This is a genomic window from Bradyrhizobium sp. CCBAU 51753 (genome assembly GCF_015291565.1).
Lineage (GTDB): Bacteria > Pseudomonadota > Alphaproteobacteria > Rhizobiales > Xanthobacteraceae > Bradyrhizobium > Bradyrhizobium ivorense.
The window spans coordinates 2,631,647-2,653,522 of sequence record NZ_CP030037.1 but is presented as its reverse complement, the minus strand read 5'-3'; the positions used below and the strand labels follow the sequence as shown (position 1 = coordinate 2,653,522).

Annotated in this window: 19 protein-coding genes and 1 riboswitch; of the genes, 8 read left to right on the top strand and 11 right to left on the bottom strand. The window is 60.0% G+C overall.

All coding sequences use genetic code 11. From position 1 onward, the window contains the following. Positions 1 to 53: 53 nt before the first annotated feature. The 10 genes from ccoS to XH93_RS11790 form a co-directional block, all read right to left on the bottom strand. Complete coding sequence (gene ccoS / locus XH93_RS11835; RefSeq protein ID WP_194473635.1) at positions 54 to 272, bottom strand: cbb3-type cytochrome oxidase assembly protein CcoS; 219 nt, start codon at positions 270 to 272, stop codon at positions 54 to 56. Beyond that, the gene (locus XH93_RS11830; protein WP_194473634.1) at positions 272 to 2,458 is read right to left on the bottom strand and encodes a heavy metal translocating P-type ATPase; all 2,187 of its coding nucleotides are present in this window, start codon (positions 2,456 to 2,458) and stop codon (positions 272 to 274) included. Before XH93_RS11830 ends, ccoS begins: the two co-directional genes overlap by 1 nt. A gap of 12 nt (positions 2,459 to 2,470) precedes the next feature. Beyond that, positions 2,471 to 2,971, bottom strand: a complete 501-nt coding sequence (locus tag XH93_RS11825; protein ID WP_194475114.1) for a FixH family protein — start codon at positions 2,969 to 2,971, stop codon at positions 2,471 to 2,473. A 22-nt stretch (positions 2,972 to 2,993) separates the two neighbouring features. Then, positions 2,994 to 4,457 carry a cytochrome c oxidase accessory protein CcoG gene (gene ccoG / locus XH93_RS11820; protein WP_194475113.1) on the bottom strand — a complete coding sequence of 488 codons (1,464 nt, stop codon included), beginning with the start codon at positions 4,455 to 4,457 and terminating at the stop codon, positions 2,994 to 2,996. 77 nt (positions 4,458 to 4,534) lie between these two features. Then, the gene (gene ccoP / locus XH93_RS11815) at positions 4,535 to 5,407 is read right to left on the bottom strand and encodes a cytochrome-c oxidase, cbb3-type subunit III (protein WP_194473633.1); all 873 of its coding nucleotides are present in this window, start codon (positions 5,405 to 5,407) and stop codon (positions 4,535 to 4,537) included. A 6-nt stretch (positions 5,408 to 5,413) separates the two neighbouring features. Continuing rightward, a complete protein-coding gene (locus tag XH93_RS11810; protein WP_194473632.1) occupies positions 5,414 to 5,578 on the bottom strand; it encodes a cbb3-type cytochrome c oxidase subunit 3 in 165 nt (54 codons plus the stop codon). A gap of 11 nt (positions 5,579 to 5,589) precedes the next feature. After that, a complete protein-coding gene (gene ccoO, locus XH93_RS11805) occupies positions 5,590 to 6,324 on the bottom strand; it encodes a cytochrome-c oxidase, cbb3-type subunit II (protein WP_194473631.1) in 735 nt (244 codons plus the stop codon). A gap of 8 nt (positions 6,325 to 6,332) precedes the next feature. Then, the gene (gene ccoN, locus XH93_RS11800; RefSeq protein ID WP_194473630.1) at positions 6,333 to 7,985 is read right to left on the bottom strand and encodes a cytochrome-c oxidase, cbb3-type subunit I; all 1,653 of its coding nucleotides are present in this window, start codon (positions 7,983 to 7,985) and stop codon (positions 6,333 to 6,335) included. A gap of 67 nt (positions 7,986 to 8,052) precedes the next feature. Then, positions 8,053 to 8,484, bottom strand: a complete 432-nt coding sequence (locus tag XH93_RS11795) for a hypothetical protein (RefSeq protein WP_194473629.1) — start codon at positions 8,482 to 8,484, stop codon at positions 8,053 to 8,055. A gap of 339 nt (positions 8,485 to 8,823) precedes the next feature. Beyond that, entirely contained in the window at positions 8,824 to 9,051 is a 228-nt protein-coding gene (locus tag XH93_RS11790) for a hypothetical protein (protein ID WP_139481474.1), read from the bottom strand. A gap of 1,261 nt (positions 9,052 to 10,312) precedes the next feature. Here XH93_RS11790 and XH93_RS11785 point away from each other — a divergent pair. From XH93_RS11785 to hemN, 7 genes are all read left to right on the top strand, one after another. Continuing rightward, positions 10,313 to 10,546 (top strand): hypothetical protein, encoded by a 234-nt coding sequence (locus XH93_RS11785; RefSeq protein ID WP_246799589.1) that lies wholly within the window; start codon positions 10,313 to 10,315, stop codon positions 10,544 to 10,546. A gap of 44 nt (positions 10,547 to 10,590) precedes the next feature. Continuing rightward, a complete protein-coding gene (locus XH93_RS11780; RefSeq protein WP_194473628.1) occupies positions 10,591 to 12,021 on the top strand; it encodes a PAS domain S-box protein in 1,431 nt (476 codons plus the stop codon). Further along, entirely contained in the window at positions 12,018 to 12,623 is a 606-nt protein-coding gene (fixJ, locus tag XH93_RS11775; RefSeq protein WP_194473627.1) for a response regulator FixJ, read from the top strand. The genes XH93_RS11780 and fixJ overlap by 4 nt, the downstream gene beginning before the upstream one ends. 650 nt (positions 12,624 to 13,273) lie before the next feature. Continuing rightward, positions 13,274 to 14,107 carry a universal stress protein gene (locus XH93_RS11770; RefSeq protein WP_194473626.1) on the top strand — a complete coding sequence of 278 codons (834 nt, stop codon included), beginning with the start codon at positions 13,274 to 13,276 and terminating at the stop codon, positions 14,105 to 14,107. A 495-nt stretch (positions 14,108 to 14,602) separates the two neighbouring features. Next, the gene (locus XH93_RS11765) at positions 14,603 to 15,286 is read left to right on the top strand and encodes a helix-turn-helix domain-containing protein (protein ID WP_246799588.1); all 684 of its coding nucleotides are present in this window, start codon (positions 14,603 to 14,605) and stop codon (positions 15,284 to 15,286) included. Positions 15,287 to 15,435: 149 nt separating this feature from the next. Continuing rightward, positions 15,436 to 16,065: a hemerythrin domain-containing protein gene (locus XH93_RS11760; RefSeq protein WP_194473625.1), complete on the top strand. Its 630-nt coding sequence runs from the start codon at positions 15,436 to 15,438 to the stop codon at positions 16,063 to 16,065. A gap of 474 nt (positions 16,066 to 16,539) precedes the next feature. Then, the gene (gene hemN, locus XH93_RS11755; RefSeq protein WP_194473624.1) at positions 16,540 to 17,892 is read left to right on the top strand and encodes an oxygen-independent coproporphyrinogen III oxidase; all 1,353 of its coding nucleotides are present in this window, start codon (positions 16,540 to 16,542) and stop codon (positions 17,890 to 17,892) included. A 717-nt stretch (positions 17,893 to 18,609) separates the two neighbouring features. Here hemN and metE read toward each other — a convergent pair. Further along, positions 18,610 to 20,955, bottom strand: a complete 2,346-nt coding sequence (metE, locus tag XH93_RS11750; protein ID WP_194473623.1) for a 5-methyltetrahydropteroyltriglutamate--homocysteine S-methyltransferase — start codon at positions 20,953 to 20,955, stop codon at positions 18,610 to 18,612. Positions 20,956 to 21,056: 101 nt separating this feature from the next. Next, positions 21,057 to 21,260: riboswitch (cobalamin riboswitch) on the bottom strand. Between the two features lie 357 nt (positions 21,261 to 21,617). Between metE and XH93_RS11745 the strand changes: the two genes are divergently transcribed. Continuing rightward, on the top strand, positions 21,618 to 21,851 hold the full coding sequence (locus tag XH93_RS11745; RefSeq protein WP_194473622.1) for a hypothetical protein: 234 nt from the start codon (positions 21,618 to 21,620) through the stop codon (positions 21,849 to 21,851). Positions 21,852 to 21,876: the final 25 nt, after the last annotated feature.

The following is a 21,876-nucleotide window of genomic DNA, read 5'->3' as shown; positions in this document are numbered from 1 at the left end:
CCGACTTTCGCCTGTCCCCGCAGTTGCGGCGGTGGACCGCCTGGACGGGCGAGCTAGCACTCGCGTCGACGCCCGCTTCCACAAATGCGCTGGTCCATTGGTACTATTCGGACCGGCACCGTGGGCTCATCGGGCCCCTCATCGGCGACGGCGCGCCAGGCCGCGCCGTCGAGATCGTCATACTGGCCGCTCTTCAGCGACCACAGAAAGCCAAGCAGGCCGAGGAAGCCGAGTGAAAGGGCGAGCGGAACCAGATAGATCAGGACTTCCATCAGAGGGCCTCGCTTCTTCGCGCCCGCAGCGCGTTAAGCATGACCAGTACCGACGAGCATGACATCGCCGCGGCGGCAATCAGCGGCGTCACCAGGCCGGCGATCGCAACAGGCACGGCCAGGACGTTGTAGACGACGGCAAGACAGAGATTCTGCCGCATCAGCCGCAGCGCCTCGCGCGAGGCAATGATTGCCATCAACACGGGCCCGAGATGCTCACCGAGGAAGACCGCATCAGCGACCGCCTGGCTCATATGGGTGGCGGTGACAGGCGACATCGAGGCATGGGCTGCTGCGAGCGCGGGCGCGTCGTTCAAGCCGTCGCCGACCATCAGCACCTTGTATCCCCTGCTCCTCAGATCTTCGACCCGGGCGACCTTGTCCGTCGGCGAGACGTTAGCCCGCCACGTGTGAATGCCAAGCGTCTCGGCCGCCCGCCGAACAGCTGGCTCGCGATCCCCGGAAACGATCTCCACCATGATGCCAAGGCGCGCGAGGCTTGTGACGACCTCGACCGCGTCTGGCCGCATCCTTTGCCTGATGGCAAAGACATGCCTCGCCTCGCCGTGGCTGAACGCGACGACGGAGGCCTCGGGATCATGGCACAGGATCTCGTTCGCGAGGCTGTCAGCGCCGCAGAACGAGGGGTGGCCTAGCCGGATCGGCGCGCCCTCATAGTAACCGCGGACGCCCCGCCCCGGCTCCTCTTCGATATCGGCCAGCGGCTCGCTTGCGCCGGCAGCACGCGCCAGGGCGGCGGCGACCGGATGGCGGCTCGACAGCGCCAGCCGGCCCGCCAATTTGACGACATCTTCAGGAATGCCGGCGAGATTGGCGACATCGAGTTCAGGCAGCGTCAGCGTCCCGGTTTTGTCGAAGATCACCCGATCCACCTCGGCGATACGCTCGATTGCATCCCCGGCATTGAGCAGCACGCCGGAACGGAACAGTGCGCCGGCGGCCACCGTCTGCACTGCGGGGATAGCCAGACCGAGCGCGCAGGGGCAGGTGATGATCAAGACTGCGATCGCCGTGACCATCGAATCATGAAAGGTGGCGCCAGAGGCAAGCCAACCCAGCATGGTCAGGAAGGCCGTTATGTGAACGATCGGCGCATAGAGCCGCGAGGCGCGCTCGGCGAGGCGCAGATAGCGTGAGCGCGCTTGCAGGGCATGATCGAGCAGCCTGGAAATCTCGGCAAGCAGTGTGCCGTCGGAGGCCGCCGCCGCACGGACGCGCAGGGTGCCGGATCGTACCAATGTGCCGGCGAACACCGCGCTGCCGGGCGTCGCGATCGCCGGCAAGGTCTCGCCGGTAATAAGGCTTTGATCGACCTCGGAGCGTCCCTCGATCACGTTGCCGTCGACGGCACAGCATTCGCCGGGGCGCACCAGCACGATGTCCCCCGGCTTGATCGCCGCCACCGGAACGGTTCTGATCTCGGTCGGGCTAATGAACTTCGCCGCAGTCTCCGCCTTGAGTGCTGCAAGGTTGCCGGCGTAGGCGCGGGTGCGCCGCCTCATGTTCTGGTCAAGATAGCGACCTGCGAGCAGAAAGGCGATCAACATGATTGCCGCATCGAAATAGGCGTGCTCGGCATGAACGATGGTCTCGATTACCGACGTCGCCAGGGCGAGCAGGATGCCGATGCTGATCGGAACGTCCATATTGGTTCCGCGCGCCCGCAGCGCGGCAACGGCGGAAGAGAAGAATGGTTGTGCACAATAAGCCGCGGCCGGCAGGACGATCAGCGCGGAGAGCCAATGAAAGAAGTCGCGCTGTTCCGGCAGCATGTCCGAGACATTTCCGGACCATACCGGGATCGACAGCATCATCACGTTCATCGCGGCAAAGGCGGCGACGCCCAGCCGCCGCAGCAAGCTCTGCGCCCTCTCCGCCTCCAGCGTCTCCGCATTGTCCCGCTGGAACGGATATGCCCTATAGCCTAACTCGGCGAGCCGCTCGACAAATAATGCTGGATCGAGCGCTCCTGCCTTCCATTCGAGCGCCAGCCGATTGTCGGTGAGGTTCACGCGTGCCGAGGTCACATCCGGAATGCTCGACAGATTGCGCTCGATCTTGCCCATGCAGCCCGCGCAACTGATCCCCTCCACGGCAAGGTCGAGCTGGAGGCGGCCCGTGCCTGTCCTCTTCAGAAAGTGAGAAAAATCGACGTCGGACTGCATGTGCGTACGCTCTCAGTTCAAAACGATGCGGTTCTTCGACAGAAACATGCGGCGGCCGCCATCGTCGCCCTCGATCACAAGATCCCACTGCCCGACGGCGACGCGCGAGGCGCTGCCGCGGTAGATTCCAACATTGGCCTGGGAGACATCAATCGCCCGATCGGCCCGGCGGTCGACCGGGCGCTCGAGGCGGGCCACGAAATTCATTCCGGCGAGAGGCGCACCTAGGCGGTCACGCGCCTCGATCGCAAGCACAGCTTCACCATCCGACTGACGGTGGATATATACCTGCACCTGCCAGTTTCGTTCGTTCTGCTGCCGTGCCGCGATGATCTCTCGCTGATAGGCGAGGCTCGCACGATAGGCGCTGTCAACCTCCGTTCCCGGCAGCGTCATGATGGCAAAGCGCATCATGACCAGATTGGCGCCAATCACGACCGAAAAGAACGCGAGAATGGCGATCAGGACGAAGCGTCCGGTGATGGGCCGCGTGACTCGATTTGATGCGGTCATGGTCACATCCCGTCAGTGATCGTCAGGGGAGAACGAAATGATCCGTTGCCGAGGCGACCTCACCGAGGCCAACGTCGGTGACCCGAAACCTCACCGGCATCGAGTGTTCTAACATGCCGCCAACCGGCGCTGTCAGCAGCACGCGCAGTTCAGTCGTCGTATCGCGAGCCAGGACGATCATCGGTCGATCTACAGTCACCGGATCGGTGCCGACGACGTGGACGGACGTCTTGGGCGGGCCATCGATGTCGATCGCGATCACCCGATCGAAGTCGCGCTTGTTGAGCAAACGCACGGTATAGCCGTTGCGAATCGATCCATCGCTGAGCCTGACAGCCATGGGATTACGATCATGCAGAACGCTGAGATCGAGCAGCGTTCTCGACAACAACCCATAAACCATCACCGCGCAGATGACCGTGATCAAGGCGGCATAAACGAGCGTGCGCGGGCGTACCGGCTTGAACAGCTCCGGCTTGCCGTGCATCCGCCGGCGGATATTGATATCGTTGTCGTAACCGATCAGGCCGCTTTTGCGCCCGATCTTCTTCATGACGGCATCGCAGGCGTCGATGCACAGCCCGCACTGGATGCAGCCCAGCTGGGCGCCGTTGCGTATATCGATCCCGGTCGGGCAGACCGCCGCGCATTGATAACAGTCGATGCACTCTCCGACCCTATCGCCGCGCGCGCGCAGATCGAATGATTTCTTCAATGAGCAGCGCTGCTCGCCGCGGTCGTGCTTGTAAGTGACATTAAGGGCCCATTCGTCGGTGAGCGCGGCCTGGATGCGCGGCCACGGGCACATATAAACGCAAACCTGCTCGCGCATGTAGCCAGCCAGCAGATACGTCGAAGCCGTCAGGATCCCAATCCAGATATAGGCGATTGCGGGCGCTTGGAACGTTGCCAGATCGTGCACCAAGGTCGGCGCGTCGGCGAAGTAGAGCACCCAGGCGCCACCGGTCCACCAAGCAATCATCAACCAGATTGCGTGCTTCAACACGCGCCTTGCCGCGCGCCCTGCTGTCATTGGGCGCGCGGCGGCCTTCAGCCGCTCGCGGCGGTCGCCCTCGACCCGGCGCTCGACCGCATAGAACAGGTCGCTCCAGACCGTCTGCGGGCAGAGATAACCGCACCAAATCCGCCCGCCCAGCGCGTTCATCAGGAACAGTGCCATGGCAGCAAGCACGAGCAAACCGGTGAAGTAATAGAGCTCTTGCGGCCACAATTCGATGAAGAAGAAGTAGAACCGCCGGTTTGGAAAGTCGAGCAACACCGCCTGGTCGGGAGCGCCGAGGCCTCGATGCCAACGCACGAAGGGCAGCAGATAGTAGATGCCCAGACACAGCACCATCAGCCACCATTTGATCGTGCGGAAAGTACCGCGGACGCTCTGCGGATAAACCTTCCTATGGGCTGCATAGAGGGGTCCATCCTCGTCGATCACCGGCTCATCGAGCGACTTGTTTACGGCGGGCTTCATGACCGACCTTACATTGGGCGCGGATGGCTCGCGTTGTTCCTGGGTCGACGGCGCGCAGGTTTTGCGGCGCATCTCGCCTATTGTCCGCCGCCGAGCGAATGCACATAGACGGCAAGTGCCCTGACTGTGATGGGATCGAGCCGCCCGCTCCAAGCCGGCATGATGCCGGCGCGGCCATTGCTGATGGTCTCGACCAGCGTCTCCTCGTCCGAGCCGTACAGCCAAATCGGGTCCGTCAGATTCGGTGCGCCGAGTGCCTGATTGCCCTTGGCGTTCTCGCCATGACAGACCGCGCAATTCTCGGCAAAGATCCTCGTGCCGGCCGCGGGGTCGAAATTGGCTGCCGTGGTCAGGCCTGACAGCGATCGCACGTAGTTCGCTACGGTGACAATCTCGGTCTTCGTGAGGATGCCGTCGCGGCCAAAGGCCAGCATTTGTCCCTCATGCGCCTGGGCATGCCCGGAACGTGCGCCGAATTGGATGGTCTGCAGGATCTGGTCAAGCGATCCGCCCCACAACCAGTCATCGTCATTAAGATTCGGATACCCCTTGGCGCCCGCGCCGCCGCTCCCATGGCAAGGCGCGCAATTGTCCGCGAACACCGTCTTGCCGCGCGCGCGGGCCAATCCCAGTAGGGCCGGATCCTTCTCGATCTCGGTAAGCGACGCTTTGCCCAGCACGGCCATCTTGTCGCCGCGCAGCTTCTCAAGCCCTGCAAGGTCGTTGACGACGTTGGCTCGGGTCGAATAGTCAAACACGCCGGTCGTGTAGCTTGAGAGGAGCGGCCAGGCCGGATAAACCATCCAGTACCCCACCGCCCAAAGGATCGTGGCGTAGAAGCACAGAATCCACCAGCGCGGCAGCGGCGTGTTGAGTTCCTTTATTCCATCCCATTCGTGGCCCGTCGTGGAGTGGCCCGAGATGTAATCGATGTCGTTGTGCTCGGTCATGATCTGTCAGTCCCGGCGCAGCGGCATGCGTGCCGCAGCATCAAAAAGCCTCCTGTTGCGGGGCCACAGCGCGTAAACGACGATGGCTATGAAGATGCCGATGAACAGCGGCGTCCAGAGCGTCACGACGAAGCTCGATGCCAGGTTCTCGATGGAAATGACGGCTTTCATCAGAGGATCCTTCAGCGCAGATTGGCTTTTTCGTCGTAGAGCTTGAAATCGATCAACGTGCCCAGCATTTGCAGGTAGGCGACGAGCGCATCGAGTTCGGTCGGATTGCCGACCGCGCCGTCGAAATTGCGCACAGCCGCCTTCGGATAGCGCTTCTGGAAAGACGCGACGTCCGCGCTGTCAGGATCGAGCTGCGTCTTCAGATCGGCGACAGCGTTCTTGATCTGGTCCTCGGTATAGGGGACGCCGATCGCCCGATTGGTGCGCAGATGCGCGACCATGTCGGTCGGGTCGACCTCGGTGTTCGCCAGCGACGGATAGCCCGGCATTACCGATTGCGGCACGATGGCGCGCGGATTGATCAAATGCCTAACGTGCCATTCATCGGAATATTTCCCGCCAACACGTGCGAGGTCCGGGCCGGTCCGCTTCGAGCCCCATTGAAACGGATGGTCATACATGCTCTCGGCGGCCAGCGAGTAATGCCCGTAGCGCTCGACCTCGTCGCGTAACGGCCGGATCATCTGCGAGTGACAGAGATAGCACCCCTCACGTACGTAGATGTTGCGGCCGGCGAGCTCGAGCGGCGTATACGGCCGCACACCGTCCACCGCCTCGATCGTGCTCTTGAGGTAAAACAATGGCGTGATCTCGACCAAGCCACCGAACGCTATCACGGCAAGGATGCCAGCGATCAAGATGATCGAGTTCTTCTCAAAGATCTTGTGTCGGTTCCAGAGCGACATGCGATGACCTATTCCGCGACCTGGAGCGCTCTAGCGTCCTGGATTTGATCGGCTTCCTGCGCATTCACCGTCATCCAGAGATTGGCGGCCATGATCAGCGCCCCGATCAGGAACAGTGCCCCACCCGCGGCACGGATGATGTAGAAGGGATGCATGGCCTCGACCGATTCGATGAACGAGTACTCGAGGAAACCGAGCGAAGTATAGGCGCGCCACATCAGCCCCTGCAGGATGCCGGACACCCACATCGCGGAGATGTAGAGCACGATGCCGATCGTGGCGATCCAGAAGTGCCAGTTGACGAGCTTGAGGCTATACAGCTGGCGATTCCAAAGCCAGGGTATCAGACAATACAGCGCGCCGAATGATACGAAGCCAACCCAGCCCAGCGCGCCCGAATGCACATGGCCGACCGTCCAATCCGTGTAATGGCTGAGCGAGTTGACGACCTTGATTGCCATGGTCGGACCTTCAAATGTCGCCATGCCGTAAAAGGCAACCGAGACCACGAGCATACGAAGTACCGGGTCGGTGCGGAGCTTGTCCCAGGCGCCCGAGAGCGTCATCAGGCCGTTGATCATGCCGCCCCATGACGGCATCCACAGCATGATCGAGAACGTCATGCCGAGCGTCTGCGTCCAGTCCGGCAGCGCCGTGTAGTGTAGATGGTGCGGTCCGGCCCAGATGTAGAGGAAGATCAGCGCCCAGAAGTGGATGATCGAGAGACGGTAGGAGTAGACCGGGCGTTCGGCTCTTTTCGGAATGAAGTAGTACATGATCGCCAGGAAGCCAGCGGTCAGGAAGAAGCCAACCGCGTTATGGCCGTACCACCACTGAAACATGGCATCCTGCACGCCACCCCAGGCAATATAGGATTTCGAGCCGAACACCGATACCGGTAATGCGGGATTGTTGCCAAGGTGGAGCACTGCAATGGTGACGATAAAGGCGAGATAGAACCAGTTGGCGACGAAGATATGCGGCTCCTTCCGTTTCAACAGCGTCGCCACGAACACAATGAGATAAGTGATCCAGACGATGGTGAGCCAGAGATCGGCGTACCACTCCGGCTCGGCATATTCCTTCGACTGGGTGACACCGAACAGATAGCCAGTGCCTGCGATCAGAATGAAGAAATTGTAGCCAACGACCACAAACCATGGCGCAAGATCGCCAGCCAGGCGGGTGCGGCAGGTCTTCTGCACAACGTAGAACGAGGTCGCGAGGAGCACGTTTCCACCGAACGCAAAGATCACGGCCGATGTATGCAACGGCCGGAGCCGACCGAAGCTCGCCCAGGGCAAATCAAAATTCAGTGCCGGCCAGGCAAGTTGAGAGGCGATCAGCAGACCGATGGAAAAGCCCGCAATGCCCCAGACCATCGCCAGCACCGAGGCGAATTTGATCGGACCGAGATTGTAGTTCGGTCGACCATTGATCTGCGCCGGCGGTAATTGCGCCGGCCGTTCATAGTAGCGATTGAGGATGACGCCTGCAGCGGTCAGACTGGCGGCGGAAGCCAGCAGTGCGTGGAACGTAAACGCAGAATCGTGCCCCATCGCTCCGGCGAAAAAGAAGGCGTAGGCAGAAACTGCAAATACCGACATCAGGCCTGCTTCACCCATCGTCATGGATTTCGAGGCAGGGGATGGGCTTGTCATGGCTTGGCCTTCTTTGAAAGCGGGATGCTTGGGGAATTATTTTCGGCGAGCTAAGCGATTGAGTTCATCAATCGCAAAAGCGCTGCGGGAGGCCGTCATCGACCTCACGACCGAGCGCGCGCAGGGTTTGTTCGTTGGGGCAGTCTTTCAGCGGATTTCGATACTTCCGTGTTTGGAGGTTGGCTGCGCAACGGACCTTGGCCGGACATAGGCCGCATACTCGCTGCAGATCGCGCAATACGTCGCCATGGCGGGCGGCAAGCGCGTGCTCGGAGAAGCCGGCAAGCGCGAGGCGCTTGCTCAAGAGTTCGGGAGAGCCCGGACTTTGCGCCAGGGTTCGAAAAGCGAATGTAGGCAGATTAAGCTCGCGCGCAATCGCATCGATGTCCTGTGGGCTCAAGTAAGCCAGCTCGGACGTCCGAGACAGGCTCGCTCGTAATCGGCTGAGCAAATTCCTAAACCGCCAAGGACGACCGATATTTGCGGGTTGGCTGACCATGTGTCATGTCCCTCGAAGCAGCCATAGCTGCTGGAGGCAGGTTTGTTTTTGACCTGCATCAAATAAGACCAATGTAAGAGCAAATCGTTCGATCCGGATCGTCCTGCCCGGGGCAACGTTCGGCGAAAAGCCGCAGCGAGCCGGCTGAACGACTAGCCGGCGAGACCGCGGCGAGGCCCATTTCGTGTTGCGGGCAACAGCACGCCTGCCGCATTGACGAGACCATCGCGAGCACTTTCGAATCGATGCTCGGAGCGATGCTTTGCGAGATCGCGCTTGACCTCGCGGATTGACCATTGCCATGAAACTTTGCAAGGACCTGTGCTAGCCGAACTCAGCCTAGCCGCCCCATGCCGGGGGCAACGCAGGCGGGGTTCGAAGCTCCATCGCATCGGCGAAAATGGTCCAATCGCGGACGCCCTTTTGCCTGCAGAAATCGGTCTCCGCCTGCTGTGCAGCAGCACTCAGCGATGCGGCATCGACCTCGAACGCTGCCTGACAGGCACGATGCTCGTGGCCGGTATCGTCACAAACGGTCTTAATGAAGCGAACGTTAAATGAAGGCATGACTAGCCTCTTGCGGTGGGTTTGCTCATCCGTGCCTATTCTGCCATTCGCGCCAGGAGAGTATTTGATTTGCCTCAAGCAGCATCCAAAGTAATCGGCCAATCACCGTGACAGAGACTGGCCTGACGCGTGCCGGCGGCCCGGCGCTATCGTCGGCCAGACCTGCGCCCTCGTGATCGTGAGCAAATGGGCCGAACCGCCCCTATTTCGCGCCTGACGGCCCACCCTGCCGCCGCAATGACAAAGCCGATGATCAGACTCGCAGCAGACAAGGTTTCGATAAGGCCAAGGTTCAGAGCTTCCGCGCCAAAGCCTATGGCTGCGATCAGCGCCGGCAAGGCCACCGACAATGCGAGGCGAGTAATCACTCAGCGATCTCCTTTGCGCCTCTCGCATCATTGATGACACTTGTTGTCATGGTCCGATGCGCGTCCGGTGCGCCTCAACATTCGCATGATTGCCCGGCCTGTATTTTGATTTCCATCAACCCGGCCGCATCCAGGGTTTGTCGGGACCAAGGCGCGACGCGCGCGAATCACCTGATCTGGAACCCCGTCCCGCTCGCGGCGGCCGTACGCCGCCGGGCGTTCTAGACGCGCATCGCTTTTTTGACCTGGATCAATACTTCAGCGGCGGCCTACCGATAAAAACGATCTCCAGTCAAGGTCAGACACATGGCTCACAGAAAGACTTGGCGCCCCATCATCTTTTCGTGCCCAAATGCGGGCGACCGGCTTCAAGGACTGCTGCCGAACGACGCAGTCGAGCCGGGCGCCAACGACCTGCACCCTGTAAGCCGCGTCGCTTGCGATGGTGTCCACTTCACCGATCCGCGGACTGGTCCGATGCTCGGGGCCGAGCGCAGCTAGCCCATCCGCCCCACGACTGACGACGTAACAAGGAGACGTCCCACCAACAAAGGATGTTCGACATGACAGGCCCCGGCGCAACTTGCTCGGCCGCGGGACCAATTGTGGGCCGCGGTCCAGTTCAATTTCTGCAAAAACCCGATCAGGACCAACCGGAGAAGGCTTGAGCAGGTCGGGATCAGTTCGACCGAAGGCGGCTAGGTAGCATCAATCCCGATTATTTGGGTTGGCGAGAGGGCCGTGACCCAGCACGATGGGTTCGACGATGCCTCCGCCGACAGATCCGAGGCGGCGACTGCCGCAATCGAGACCGCGCGCCGCCCGCGCAGTATTAGGCTGGACCAGGTCGCGGGGCGGACAAGCGATGTGGTTCGTACTGTCTGAAAGGTTGCTTGAATTTGTCAGTTGGCGCCGATGAATACCGTCCAGGATCTAATGGCAACGTGACGTGGGAGCGGATCGAGACGGCGCCCTTCGATCGGGACCTTGAGATTGGCGTGATCGAGGGTAATACCATTCATCGGCTGGTCTTCCCTTGCCGCCGCATCTTCGGCGGCTGGATCAAGGCGAAGACCGGGGAACACGTCGCTGTGCAGCCCACGCACTGGCGCATATGGTTCAAATAGCGATGGCTATAGGATCGATCGAATGAGAGGGTCTGCCGGCAAATATGTCCGACCACATCTGGTATCGCTATGGCACTGCCGCGGCAGCTGCCGCGCTCGCCCTCGTGCTCCGCGCGGCGCTCAATCCGTATCTCGAGGACCGCTCATTTACGATCATCTACCTTCCGGCGGTCGTTTTTGCCGCTTTCGCCGGTGGCCGCGGACCGGCGAGCTTGGCTACCCTGCTCTGCCTCGTCATCAGCGCGGCATTTCTTGGGAAAAGCGTCATCACCGTTTCCGCAAACATGATCGATATTGCCGCATTTGCGGTACTTGGCCCCATGCTTGGCTTCATGGGCGACCGGCTGCGGCAGGAATCGGAGCAGGCGCGGTATCGGCAAGCCCATCTGCAGTCGATCCTGGACACCGTGCCGGAAGCCATGATCGAAATTGACGAGAAGGGTCTCATTCGCTCGTTCAGCGCCGCGGCAGTGCGTTTATTTGGCTGGTTGCCGGACGAAGTGGTTGGAAAGAATGTATCCAAGTTGATGCCGCAGCCCTACCGGGCCGAGCATGACCGCTACATTGAACGTTATCTGACCACCGGCGAGCGGCGCATCATTGGCATCGGTCGCATCGTGGTCGGCGAGCGGAGCGACGGCTCGACCTTTCCGATGGAGCTTGCCGTCGGCGAGGCCAAAGTGCGCGGCGAACGCTTCTTCACCGGCTTCATCCGAGACCTAACCGAACGGCGGGCACAGGAACGGCGGCTGCAGGAGCTGCAATCTGAACTCGTCCATGTGTCGCGGCTCACCGCCATGGGTGAGATGGCATCGTCTATTGCCCATGAAATCAACCAGCCGCTCTCCGCCATCACAAACTACATGCGCGGCGCAAGGGCTCTGCTCGCGTCAGCCAAGCCGAACGCTAATCGCATTGGTGATGCACTCGAGCACGCTGTCCAACAGGCTCTGCGTGCCGGCGATATCATCAAGCGCCTGCGGGAATTCGTTGCCAAAGGCGAGACGCAGCATTCTGTGGAAAATCCGCTCACGCTACTTGAAGAGGCTGTGGCGCTGGCCCTGCTCGGCGCCAAGGAGCAAGGCGTGCGGGTGACGATGCGCAGCGACCGCGATCTGCCGCCAATGATCGTAGACAAGATCCAGATCCAGCAAGTCGCGTTGAACCTGATACGCAACGCGATCGAGGCGATGGCTTCCTGTCCGCGCCGCGAATTGACCGTCGGAGTCAGCAAGGTCGATGGTCTCGCCAGGTTTACCGTTGCCGACACGGGTTCCGGCATCAGCCCTGACGTCGCCGACCGCCTGTTCCAACCCTTTGTCACGACGAAGGAGCACGGCATGGGTGTTGGACTATCGATCTGCCGGACAATCGTGGAATCCCATGGCGGCCACATCGTGGCGGAAGCGAATCCGGGTGGCGGGACGATCTTTCAGTTCACGTTGCCATTTGCGGACGGCGGTGAAGAAGCATGACCGGGCGGCGCATTCTTGTGATCGACGATGACCCCGCGATGCGGGATTCGCTGGCGTTTCTGCTTGATATTAGTGGTTTCTGGGTAGCAACCTACGAGACCGCGACCGAGTTTCTCAATGACATTGCAAGCGGTCCGGTCGACTGCGTTGTATCAGACATCCGCATGCCAGGCATGAGCGGCCTCGAACTGGTCCGCAAGCTGAAGGCCGATCGCCTCGACTGTCCGGTCGTCCTGATCACCGGTCATGGTGATGTATCACTCGCAGTTGAAGCGATGAAAACGGGTGCGGTCGATTTTATCGAGAAGCCGTTCGAGGATGAGGTGCTGTTGCGTGCCATCAACGGTGCTTTGGAAGCGCGGCCAACGAAGCCAGCCGATGACGCAGCGAAACTGCAGGCAGAAGCGCGACTTGCGGATCTCTCGTCGCGCGAGCGTGACGTCCTGCAGGGACTATTGGCCGGCAAGATCAACAAGGTAATCGCCCATGATCTTGGTATCAGCCCCCGGACGGTCGAGGTTTATCGCGCCAACCTCATGGCCAAGACCAATGTACGCAGCATGTCCGAGTTGATGCGGATCGCGATCACCGCGGGATTCTAGCAGGGTCGCAAGCGGCGGTCCAGGCGACGAACACTGGTTCGAAAGATCCTAGAGGAATTCGTCCAGGAATGATCCTCGATCGCGAGAGCGTGGAGCGCCCTAAAAAGCGCATTGCCCAGTGGAGCCTTGAGCACAGGCCAGGACCACAGACCGGCGATGACGAAAATCAAAACGAGCCCAGCGAACGATGCACGCGCACGTCGCGCTGGCGCCCGCCCCCCGCCTGCGACAATGTCCGCGCATGCCGGTGCCAGCAGCCGTTGGAGACGTTTGAGTATTGGCATATCCGGCTTAACCGCGGCGAACCAGCCATGATCATCTTGCGTACCTCAGTTCACCTGTTTTCGACGACGTGAATGTCGAGCAGGCAACGGTGAGGAATCGACGGCGTCCGCGATCTGCGGCCGGCCCCAATCCCCCTGATTTGTGCAGCAAAAATCGCTGTGCACGAATCTTGCAGGATTCGCGGTTGACATGACCGATGCAACACATGCCATGCTGGTTTCTCGCGTGGCATCGGATTCTGCGCGAACTGTCCGTGGCCGGTTTGATGCTACCTAACCAAATCGGCGCTGTATGAAGCAGATCAATTGTCCGGCCCAGATTTGTGCTCCGATGGACAGCAATCCTTTCATGCCCGGAGAATGGCAATGTTCGGGAACATATTGGTCCATCTTCCCACGGAGCTCCCGGTGCGGGCCACGGTGAACGGTTCGATTTCCTTCGCACTGAGCACGGGCGCGCATCTTGACGTTGTGGCAATCGGTTATGAAAGAATCATTATTCTGCTCGCCGCACTCAGCGGGGTGGCCGTCACTCCGGTCTTTGAAATCGAGCAAGCGCGTGCGTTGGAGAAAGCCGAAGCGGCACTTCGTGTGTTTGATCTGCGGGCAAGGAGCGCCGGCATTTCTTATGCGAGCCGCGCGCTCAGTGCAGTTCCAGCGGAGGCGCGTCGAATCATCTGCGCCAGCGCGCGAGTGCACGACATGACTATCGTCACGCAGCCGCAGAGCGGCTATGAGAGCTATGACAACGTTATTCCCAAGGAGATCCTGCTTCGGGCCGGCAAGCCTGTTCTGTATCTGCCAAGCGTCATCCGCGGCGCTTTTTTGGCCAGACGAATCGGGATTTGCTGGGACGGCAGCCGCCTTGCGGCCCGCGCGTTGCACGACGCGATGCCGCTGCTGCGCGAAGCGGACGCGCTGACCATCATCGCGACGACTGCTGCGCACAAGGTCCCGGCGGAAAGCTCCGCCGAACATTTGGGACAGTATCTTGCAAGGTCGGGCCTTCCTGCAAAGATCGTGTCGCTTTCAGCATCCCAGTCGGTGCACCGCGCCCTCCTGTCGCTTGTGGCGGACGAAAGCCTCGACCTGCTGGTGATGGGCGGATACGGCCACTCTCGGCTGCAGGAAAGGCTGCTCGGTGGCATTTCGGGAGGATTGCTTCGTGCAAACGTCATTCCGGTTTTGATGTCGCACTGAAGGCTAAGAATTGTAGATGCGATATGCTGCCAGATGCGCCTCGAACCAGTCGATCGGCGCAGGGCGAGGCACCAGCCGCCCGCCGATCTGGAGAACAGGCGCGCCGTCCGTCCTGGCTTTCGCGCCCCCGCCGTCGCTTCATCGACGAGGCGAGGCGAAACCGCTGAACATGCGCCGCGGTTTTCGAACATTGCACGTACGCTGCCGGTCTAGAGGAGCGGGACGATCAGGTCACCGCTCATCCGACGATGCCCGAGCTCAGCTTCAGGCCGAAGGAGCGGCAAGCCGGCAGGCGGCGTCTGATCCAAACGCGGCTGGTCAGGCTTTGAGCCGCATTCGGGCTACCGAAAGGTTGCGCCGCCCCCATCGAGAATCCTTCTCTCGGCTTACGTATAAATACTTAGTGGGTTCTACTTAGGGGAAACATCCAAATTTTCCAGTTCATCAGAAGCGGCCAGTCTGCGCTCCATCGACATTTCGAAGATCGAGTCCGCCATGTACGCTCAGGCCGCGAGTATTCACGAGATCAGCCATCATCCGAGCAGCGTCTTATGCAGGCAATCTCGCACCTATGGACCGTTTGGTATGGTTGCGACCCCGATGCGGTTCGCTCGCAATAGCGAGATCTACGGCGAAGACGAAGCAGCCGAATACCTATATCAGGTGGTATCGGGTGCTGTACGAACCTACAAGATTATGGAAGATGGACGTCGTCAGATTGGTGCGTTTTATCTGCCCGGTGACATCTTCGGCTTTGAGGCCGGAGACAGCCATATCGCTTCGGCGGAGGCGGTCTGTGAGACGCACCTTTTAATGGTGAAGCGCAGCACCCTCATTGTTCGTGCCAGCCACGAGAGCGAGCTCACAAGACAGCTCTGGGACGCGATGGCGCTTGAGCTCCGCCGCTTTCAGGAGCATCTGATGCTCCTGATCAGCAGCGCTGAACAGCGGGTCGTGGCATTCCTACTCGATATGTCTCGCCGCGCTACGAAGAACGCTGCGATCGAACTGCCCATGTCACGGCAGGATGTTGCCGACTACCTTGGCTTGACGATCGAAACGGTCTCGCGCACCCTCACTCAACTCGAGCAGAATGGCGTGATCGCCCTGCCGACCTCGCGCCGAATCGAGCTACGTAACGACAAATTGCCGAGCGGCGTTGCGCGGAACTTGGGCTAAGCTCAAGAAGCGCTGTGAAATGCGCGGCGTCCGTGCACCGAACAGCGCCGACAAATCGCAGCGCGTGAAGGACACCCGAACATCGGCTTGGGCGACCGCGCACAGATGGCAGGATCGCTCGCTTACATGTTCCCCCCCTGGAGCACGCAATGATCATCGATCTTTTGCTTCGAGAGCATCGCAATATTGACCTGCTTCTGGTCGCCCTCCAACGTGAATTGGAGATTTTTGAGCAAGGGGCCCGTCCTGACTATGAGGTCATTCGCGCGATTATCAGTTACTTCGAAGTATACCCGCAGGTGTACCATCATCCTCAGGAAGACCTGATTTTCTCCAAGCTCAGAACTCGCGATCCGGATGCGGCTGCAATCATCGGCGATCTCGCGCATGAACACCGGGAAGTCATCGACCGTCTGCACCATTTCGCTCAAGCTATCGATGGTATCCTCGCGGATCGTGAAATCCTTCGGCAAGACGTCGGCAACATCGTACGCGACTTTATACTGCGGGAGCGGCACCACATGATGTGGGAAGAGCGAGATTTCTTCCCCGCCGCCGTCAAGGCTCTATCGGCTGAGGATTGGACGGAAATCGCTTCCGCCCGCACTGATCATGGGGATCTGCTGTTCAGCGAGATAGCAGAAGCGACTTCCGATGCACTAAGAGCGCATATTCTGGAACTAGAGCAAGAAGCTGAAGCCGAACGGAGTTCGGTTGCGTTTTCGTCTGCAATGGCTGGCCGGCCGCCAGCGGCGCCAAAGCCGATGGACCGTAATTGATCTCTGGTGTTTCACGACGGGACGTGGAGGTCATGCTCATCTTGTTGAAATGAGGATGACAATCCTTCTGGCGCGTACGCTGCGCGCGGCCAGGACCGCGCCCGATGGTCGCTTTCAGCTCGTCCCTTCGCAAACAGCTGGCCGGGGTCCGGCAGGTCCCGTAACGTGAGCGTCGCGGGGCAATTGGCAGTACGGCTCGACCAGCACCCCACTCATATTGCGTGATATGAGTGCCCCTTACGTTCGCCGACCGACTGCGATCGATCATTGCGGCACTGCTGGACTTCTTCATGCCTGGAACAGGGCAGGACCTTCATCGCGATGCAAAGTCCGATACGTACGTTGCGGGCATGCCCTACCAATTTCGGCTTGAGGGCCGCTATGGCCATCAACAACGCGGATATTTTGAGCTAGCGCAAAGCCCATCCGCCGCGTGTCAGGTAATCGGTTGGAGAAGGAAGAAAGGCATTCCAAATGCGACCGGACCTGGCACAATCCTACGGGCAGCACCGCCTGCCGCGCTACACCAGCTATCCGACGGCCCCCCATTTCTCAGCTTCGATTTGCGAATCCGACTATCAAACGTGGCTCAAGTCGTTGGGCGCCCAGCAATCCGCCTCGATCTACGTGCACGTGCCGTTTTGTCGACGCATGTGCTGGTATTGTGCGTGCCACACATCTGTCACGAAACGCCAGGAGCCGATCTCGATCTATGCAGCCGGACTGCGGACCGAAATTTACCTCGTTGCAGAAACCGTTGGCCGACGGCAACCGATCTCTCATATCCACTTCGGGGGCGGGACCCCAACGATCATGACACCTGAAACGTTCGCTGATCTGGTCGGTTCGTTGCGCCATTCATTTGCCGTCCTGCCCGATGCCGAGATTGCCGTAGAGATCGATCCACGCATGTTGAGCGAGCCGATGGCCGAGGCGCTAGGCTATTGCGGGGTCAACCGGGCGAGCCTTGGTGTCCAGAGCTTCGATCCAGTTGTTCAGCGCGGCATCAACCGCCGGCAGAGCTTCGGACAGACTGCGACCTCGGTCGATCGGTTGCGCCGCGCCGGCGTCGACCGTATCAATTTCGACCTGCTCTACGGCCTGCCCCGGCAGACGGTCGCTTCGTGCCTGGATACCGTCGCCAAATGCCTCGAGCTTCATCCGGACCGATTCTCGGCCTTTGGCTACGCGCACATTCCTTCCTTCAAGAAGCATCAACGTAAGATCGATGGGTCCACCCTGCCCGACAGCGTCACGCGCCACGTCCAATTTGAAACGATCGCGGAAGCTTTGGTTGATGCGGGATATGTGCGCGTCGGAATCGATCACTTCGCCCTGCCGGACGACAATCTCGCCCTGGCGAGGCAGGAAGGCAGGTTGAGGCGCAATTTCCAGGGCTATACTGACGATAGCGCGGACACCCTGATTGGTCTGGGCGCCAGCGCCATCGGCCGTATGCAACAGGGTTTTGTCGCGAACGCCGTCTCGATAAAGGACTACCTCGCTCGCATCAGCGAGGATCGGCTCGCCGTCGCAAGGGGCCATCTACTGACCGACGACGATCGCTTCCACGCCGAGATCATCGAACGAATCATGTGCGATTTGACAGTCGATCTTTCCGAGACATCCCGTCGCTATGGCCGGGATCCGAGCTTGGCCGTCGTCGATCGTTCTCGTCTCGACGGCCTTATCGCCGATGGCGTCGTGGTGATGGATGATGGCCGGCTTACTGTGGCCGGTGGCGCAGAGTTCCTGGCCCGGAGCGTCGCATCGATCTTCGACGCGCACCTTACTCGGACCGGGACTACACATAGTCTGGCGGTCTAAGCCGACTAAGCCGAACCGAGCCGCTTCAGATCCGAACGCGACATCACCCAACTGGCTTATGCTTTGGATCGCGACCAGTCGCCGCGCTGAAGAGCACGCTGATTGGCGTTCCCGCTCGCCGGCCCCTCTGCATTGAGCCGCACAAGATTTCCAACAGAGGTTGGAACCAAAACTTGACCAGACCAATGACGACCTGAAGCCAGATCAATGGCAAACCGCGCATTGCATTGGTCACGACGATAACATTCTTGCAGTCCGCGGTTTCGTATGGTCCCGTTGATCGAGCCCATCGTTTCCGGCAGAAGAGCGTACCAACGTGCGCTTGGCGCCCGTCCATGATCGCCCGGTACTACCGCCCCACATGGCTTAGCCCTGCAACGCGTTGCGAAAGTACTCATCAGCGACAAACCTTGGTGTAGATTTCTAATCCCAGGCTATATGGGCCACATACCAGGGCATGATTGAGCTACGCTGAGCTTGCGTCTTAACTGGGGTCAGATTTCGGCGGATGTCCTCGCCGTAATCGAACCATCGGCTGTCCTCCTTTCGCCGGTGGAAGTCGGCACGTTGCCTAGCAGCGTCGCTCCTCCCGGACACACTTCCGCCCGGCCGCTAAAAGCGGCCGGGCTTTTTTCGCTCACCAAGGCCTCTCACGATTATCGAGCCCGCAAATCGTTGACCGCCGATCGGTCTTCTCGACGATAGACCAGACCCAGATCAACGGTCGGCTGGAGCGGATGCAGCGCGTAGTTCGCGGGCGGCGGAGACCATGTTGACCAGCGCGGGGCGAACCTCCTCCCATTTGCGCGTCTTCAGGCCGCAGTCCGGATTGACCCAGAGTTGCGAATCTTCCAGCCGCTTTCGAGCCAACGCCACGAGCTCTTTCATCTCGCCCGTCCCGGGCACGCGCGGAGAATGGATATCGTACACACCCGGCCCGATTTGATTCGGATATTTGTAGTTCCTGAACGCGTCGAGCAGCTCCATTTTCGAGCGCGACGTCTCGATTGAGATGACATCCGCGTCCATTGCAGCAATCGCATCGATGATGTCGTTGAATTCCGAGTAGCACATGTGGGTATGGATCTGGGTTTGATCGGCGACGCCCGATGAGCAGATGCGGAAGCAATCCCCGGCCCACTCGAGATAAGCCGTCCACTCCGACCGACGCGGTGGCAATCCTTCGCGCAGTGCAGCCTCGTCGATCTGGATCATGGCCGCACCAGCATGTTCGAGATCGCCGACTTCGTCCCGGATCGCGAGCGCAATTTGACGACAGACCTCACCTCGAGGAATATCATCGCGAACAAACGACCAGTTCAAGATCGTCACTGGTCCGGTCAACATCGCCTTCATCGGCTTCTTGGTTAGTGATTGCGCGTACCGCCACCAACCCACGGTGATCGGCTTCGGCCGTGAGACATCGCCAAACAAGATCGGCGGCCGGACACAGCGCGAGCCATAGGATTGTACCCAGCCGTTTTTGGTAAATGCGAAGCCGGCGAGTTGTTCGCCGAAGTACTGCACCATGTCATTGCGCTCGAACTCACCGTGCACGAGCACGTCCAGGCCAATGTCCTCCTGCCAACGTACGGCGCGCGCCGTCTCTTCCTTGAGGAACCTGTCGTATTGGCCGTCGCTCATCGCGCCTCGCGCGTGTGCTGCGCGAGCATTACGGACCTCTGCAGTCTGCGGAAACGATCCGATCGTGGTGGTAGGAAACGCCGGTAGTTTGAAGCGCTTGCGTTGGATCTCGGCACGGCTGGCAAATGCACTGGCGCGCCGACGCGTGGTCTGGTTGATCGCTCTCATCCGGACGGCGACACTGGCATCTCGGATCTTTGGCGAGGTCCCACGGTTTGTGGTGACGCGCTCCGATTCCGCAAGAACGTCCGAAACCTTCTGATCACCTGCGAGAGCCCGCGCCAAGGTCGCAAGCTCGCGAATCTTCTGAACCGAGAATGCAAGCCAACTCTTGACGTCTGACGCGAGCTCCGTCTCGAGTTCAACGTCGACCGGCACGTGAAGCAGCGAACAGGATGGGGCGATTTGTATGCAATCCTTGCCGAGCTTCGCGATAGCGGGATCGAGCCGCTGGCGCAGTGCCGACAAATTCGTCCGCCACACATTGCGGCCGTCTATCGCGCCGAGTGACACGACCTGGTCACTTCGCCCGGCGGTAATGATCTGGTCCAATAACGCTGGCGCCCGAACCAGATCGATGTGGAGCCCGGCGACAGGTAGGCGCAAGGCGGTGGGAAGATTGTCGCCGAGGTCGCCGAAATAGCTGGCGACCATGATCTTGATGGCCGGCCCTTCCTTGACGAGCCGGTCATAGGCATGTAGCAGGGATTTTTTTTCCCCCTCATCCAGATCGAGAACCAGGCATGGCTCGTCGAACTGAACCCAATTTGCCCCGCGTTTGGTCAATTCCTGCAGAACCTCGATATAGACCGGTATCAGGTCATCCAATAGTGACAGGGGCTGGAACGCAGGATCAGCACTCTTGCCCAGCTTTAGGAATGTGACCGGGCCGATCAGGACAGGGCGAGTCTGAAAGCCGAGGGACTTGGCTTCCTCATACTCCTCGATAGGCTTGCGAGAGGACAGCCTGAAAGTCTGTCCGCGGTGAAATTCCGGGACCATGTAGTGGTAGTTGGTGTCGAACCACTTGGTCATCTCCTGCGCGGGCGCGCCATCGCCGCGAGATCCGTATCCGCAACTCGCGCTCCGGCTGTCGTATTGTGAACCGCGTGCCATGGCGAAATACGTCTTGAGGGAAACGGGCTCGGCTTTCGAGGCGTAGACTTCCGGAATGGCGCCGACCATGACACTGGTGTCGAGCACCTGGTCGTACAGCGAGAAGTCGTTCGACGGAATGACGGTTACGCCGAGGGACTTCTGGCGCGCCCAGTTGGCGGCACGTAGGCCGGCTGCGTCCTCGAGCAACTGCTGTTCGCTGATTCTTCCGGCCCAATAGCTTTCGAGCGCGAGTTTGAGCTCGCGTCTTGGACCGATGCGCGGCATTCCGAGCGTGGCAACCGGAAGTGAGAGAAGAGACATAGCGCTAACCCCATGTTGGGGGCAAAGGCCATGGCGGACGCAGGCAGGAGAAGTCGCCCGAGCGACGGCTGCTTGGCGCACCACCGGGACACCCCGCCCGTGGATGAACATATTGTCGGGGCAGGTCTCCTGGCTCGCGGGTCATTGCCGCTGTCCGGCCTTCCCGAAGCCGCGCCGGCTTCAGTGACTCTGTTGGACAGTGGCTCGCCGCTCACAGTTGCGGGGGCAGCGCCGGCATTGGCACCGGCTTCCCTCTTGGCTCCGGATCAAACGGAAACCGGAGAACCTCGACGACTTGGATTATCGGCAAGAGAACTCGGCCGTCAACCTCTCAAATTGGTGCTGCGACCTCTCTTACGCGAATGACGCTCCACAGCCACGCTTGATCGCGACGTGGAAGCCACTCTCCAGTCATAGCATATCGGAATGACCATCTCGGAGGCGCCTTGGCGTCGGGCGGCGTGTCAGATCTGTGGAAGAGACGAATGCGGCCTGCACGATGAAGATCACGCCGCCGGGCAGGACGCTTTTCATGCGGCCCGGCTTTCGAACGGTTCATAGAGCACGCTTCGATGCATCCTTGCTTCTCCACCAATAACCATGGATCAGTGTCGGATAGGCGCAAAAGATATGCGCTAAATCCAGCAGCATGCTCAGCGAACATGTTGATTTGCGACCAGCCAATCCTGGTAGGCGTCACGCCGACGTTTTTGGTGATACTGGCCAAAGCAAGCATATTCAATCACCACAACGGAAAAGAGAGCCTCGCAATGAAAATGGCTGTTTGGAGTGTCCCCGACGTCTTTGCTGCTGCCGTCTTTACGATCGGTCTGTTCGACTGGGTCGCAAGACCATTTATGGGTCGCCCCGTCAGACAGATGCTCTCGAAAGTTTGAGTAGTTCAAGCCGAAGCTAGCAAGA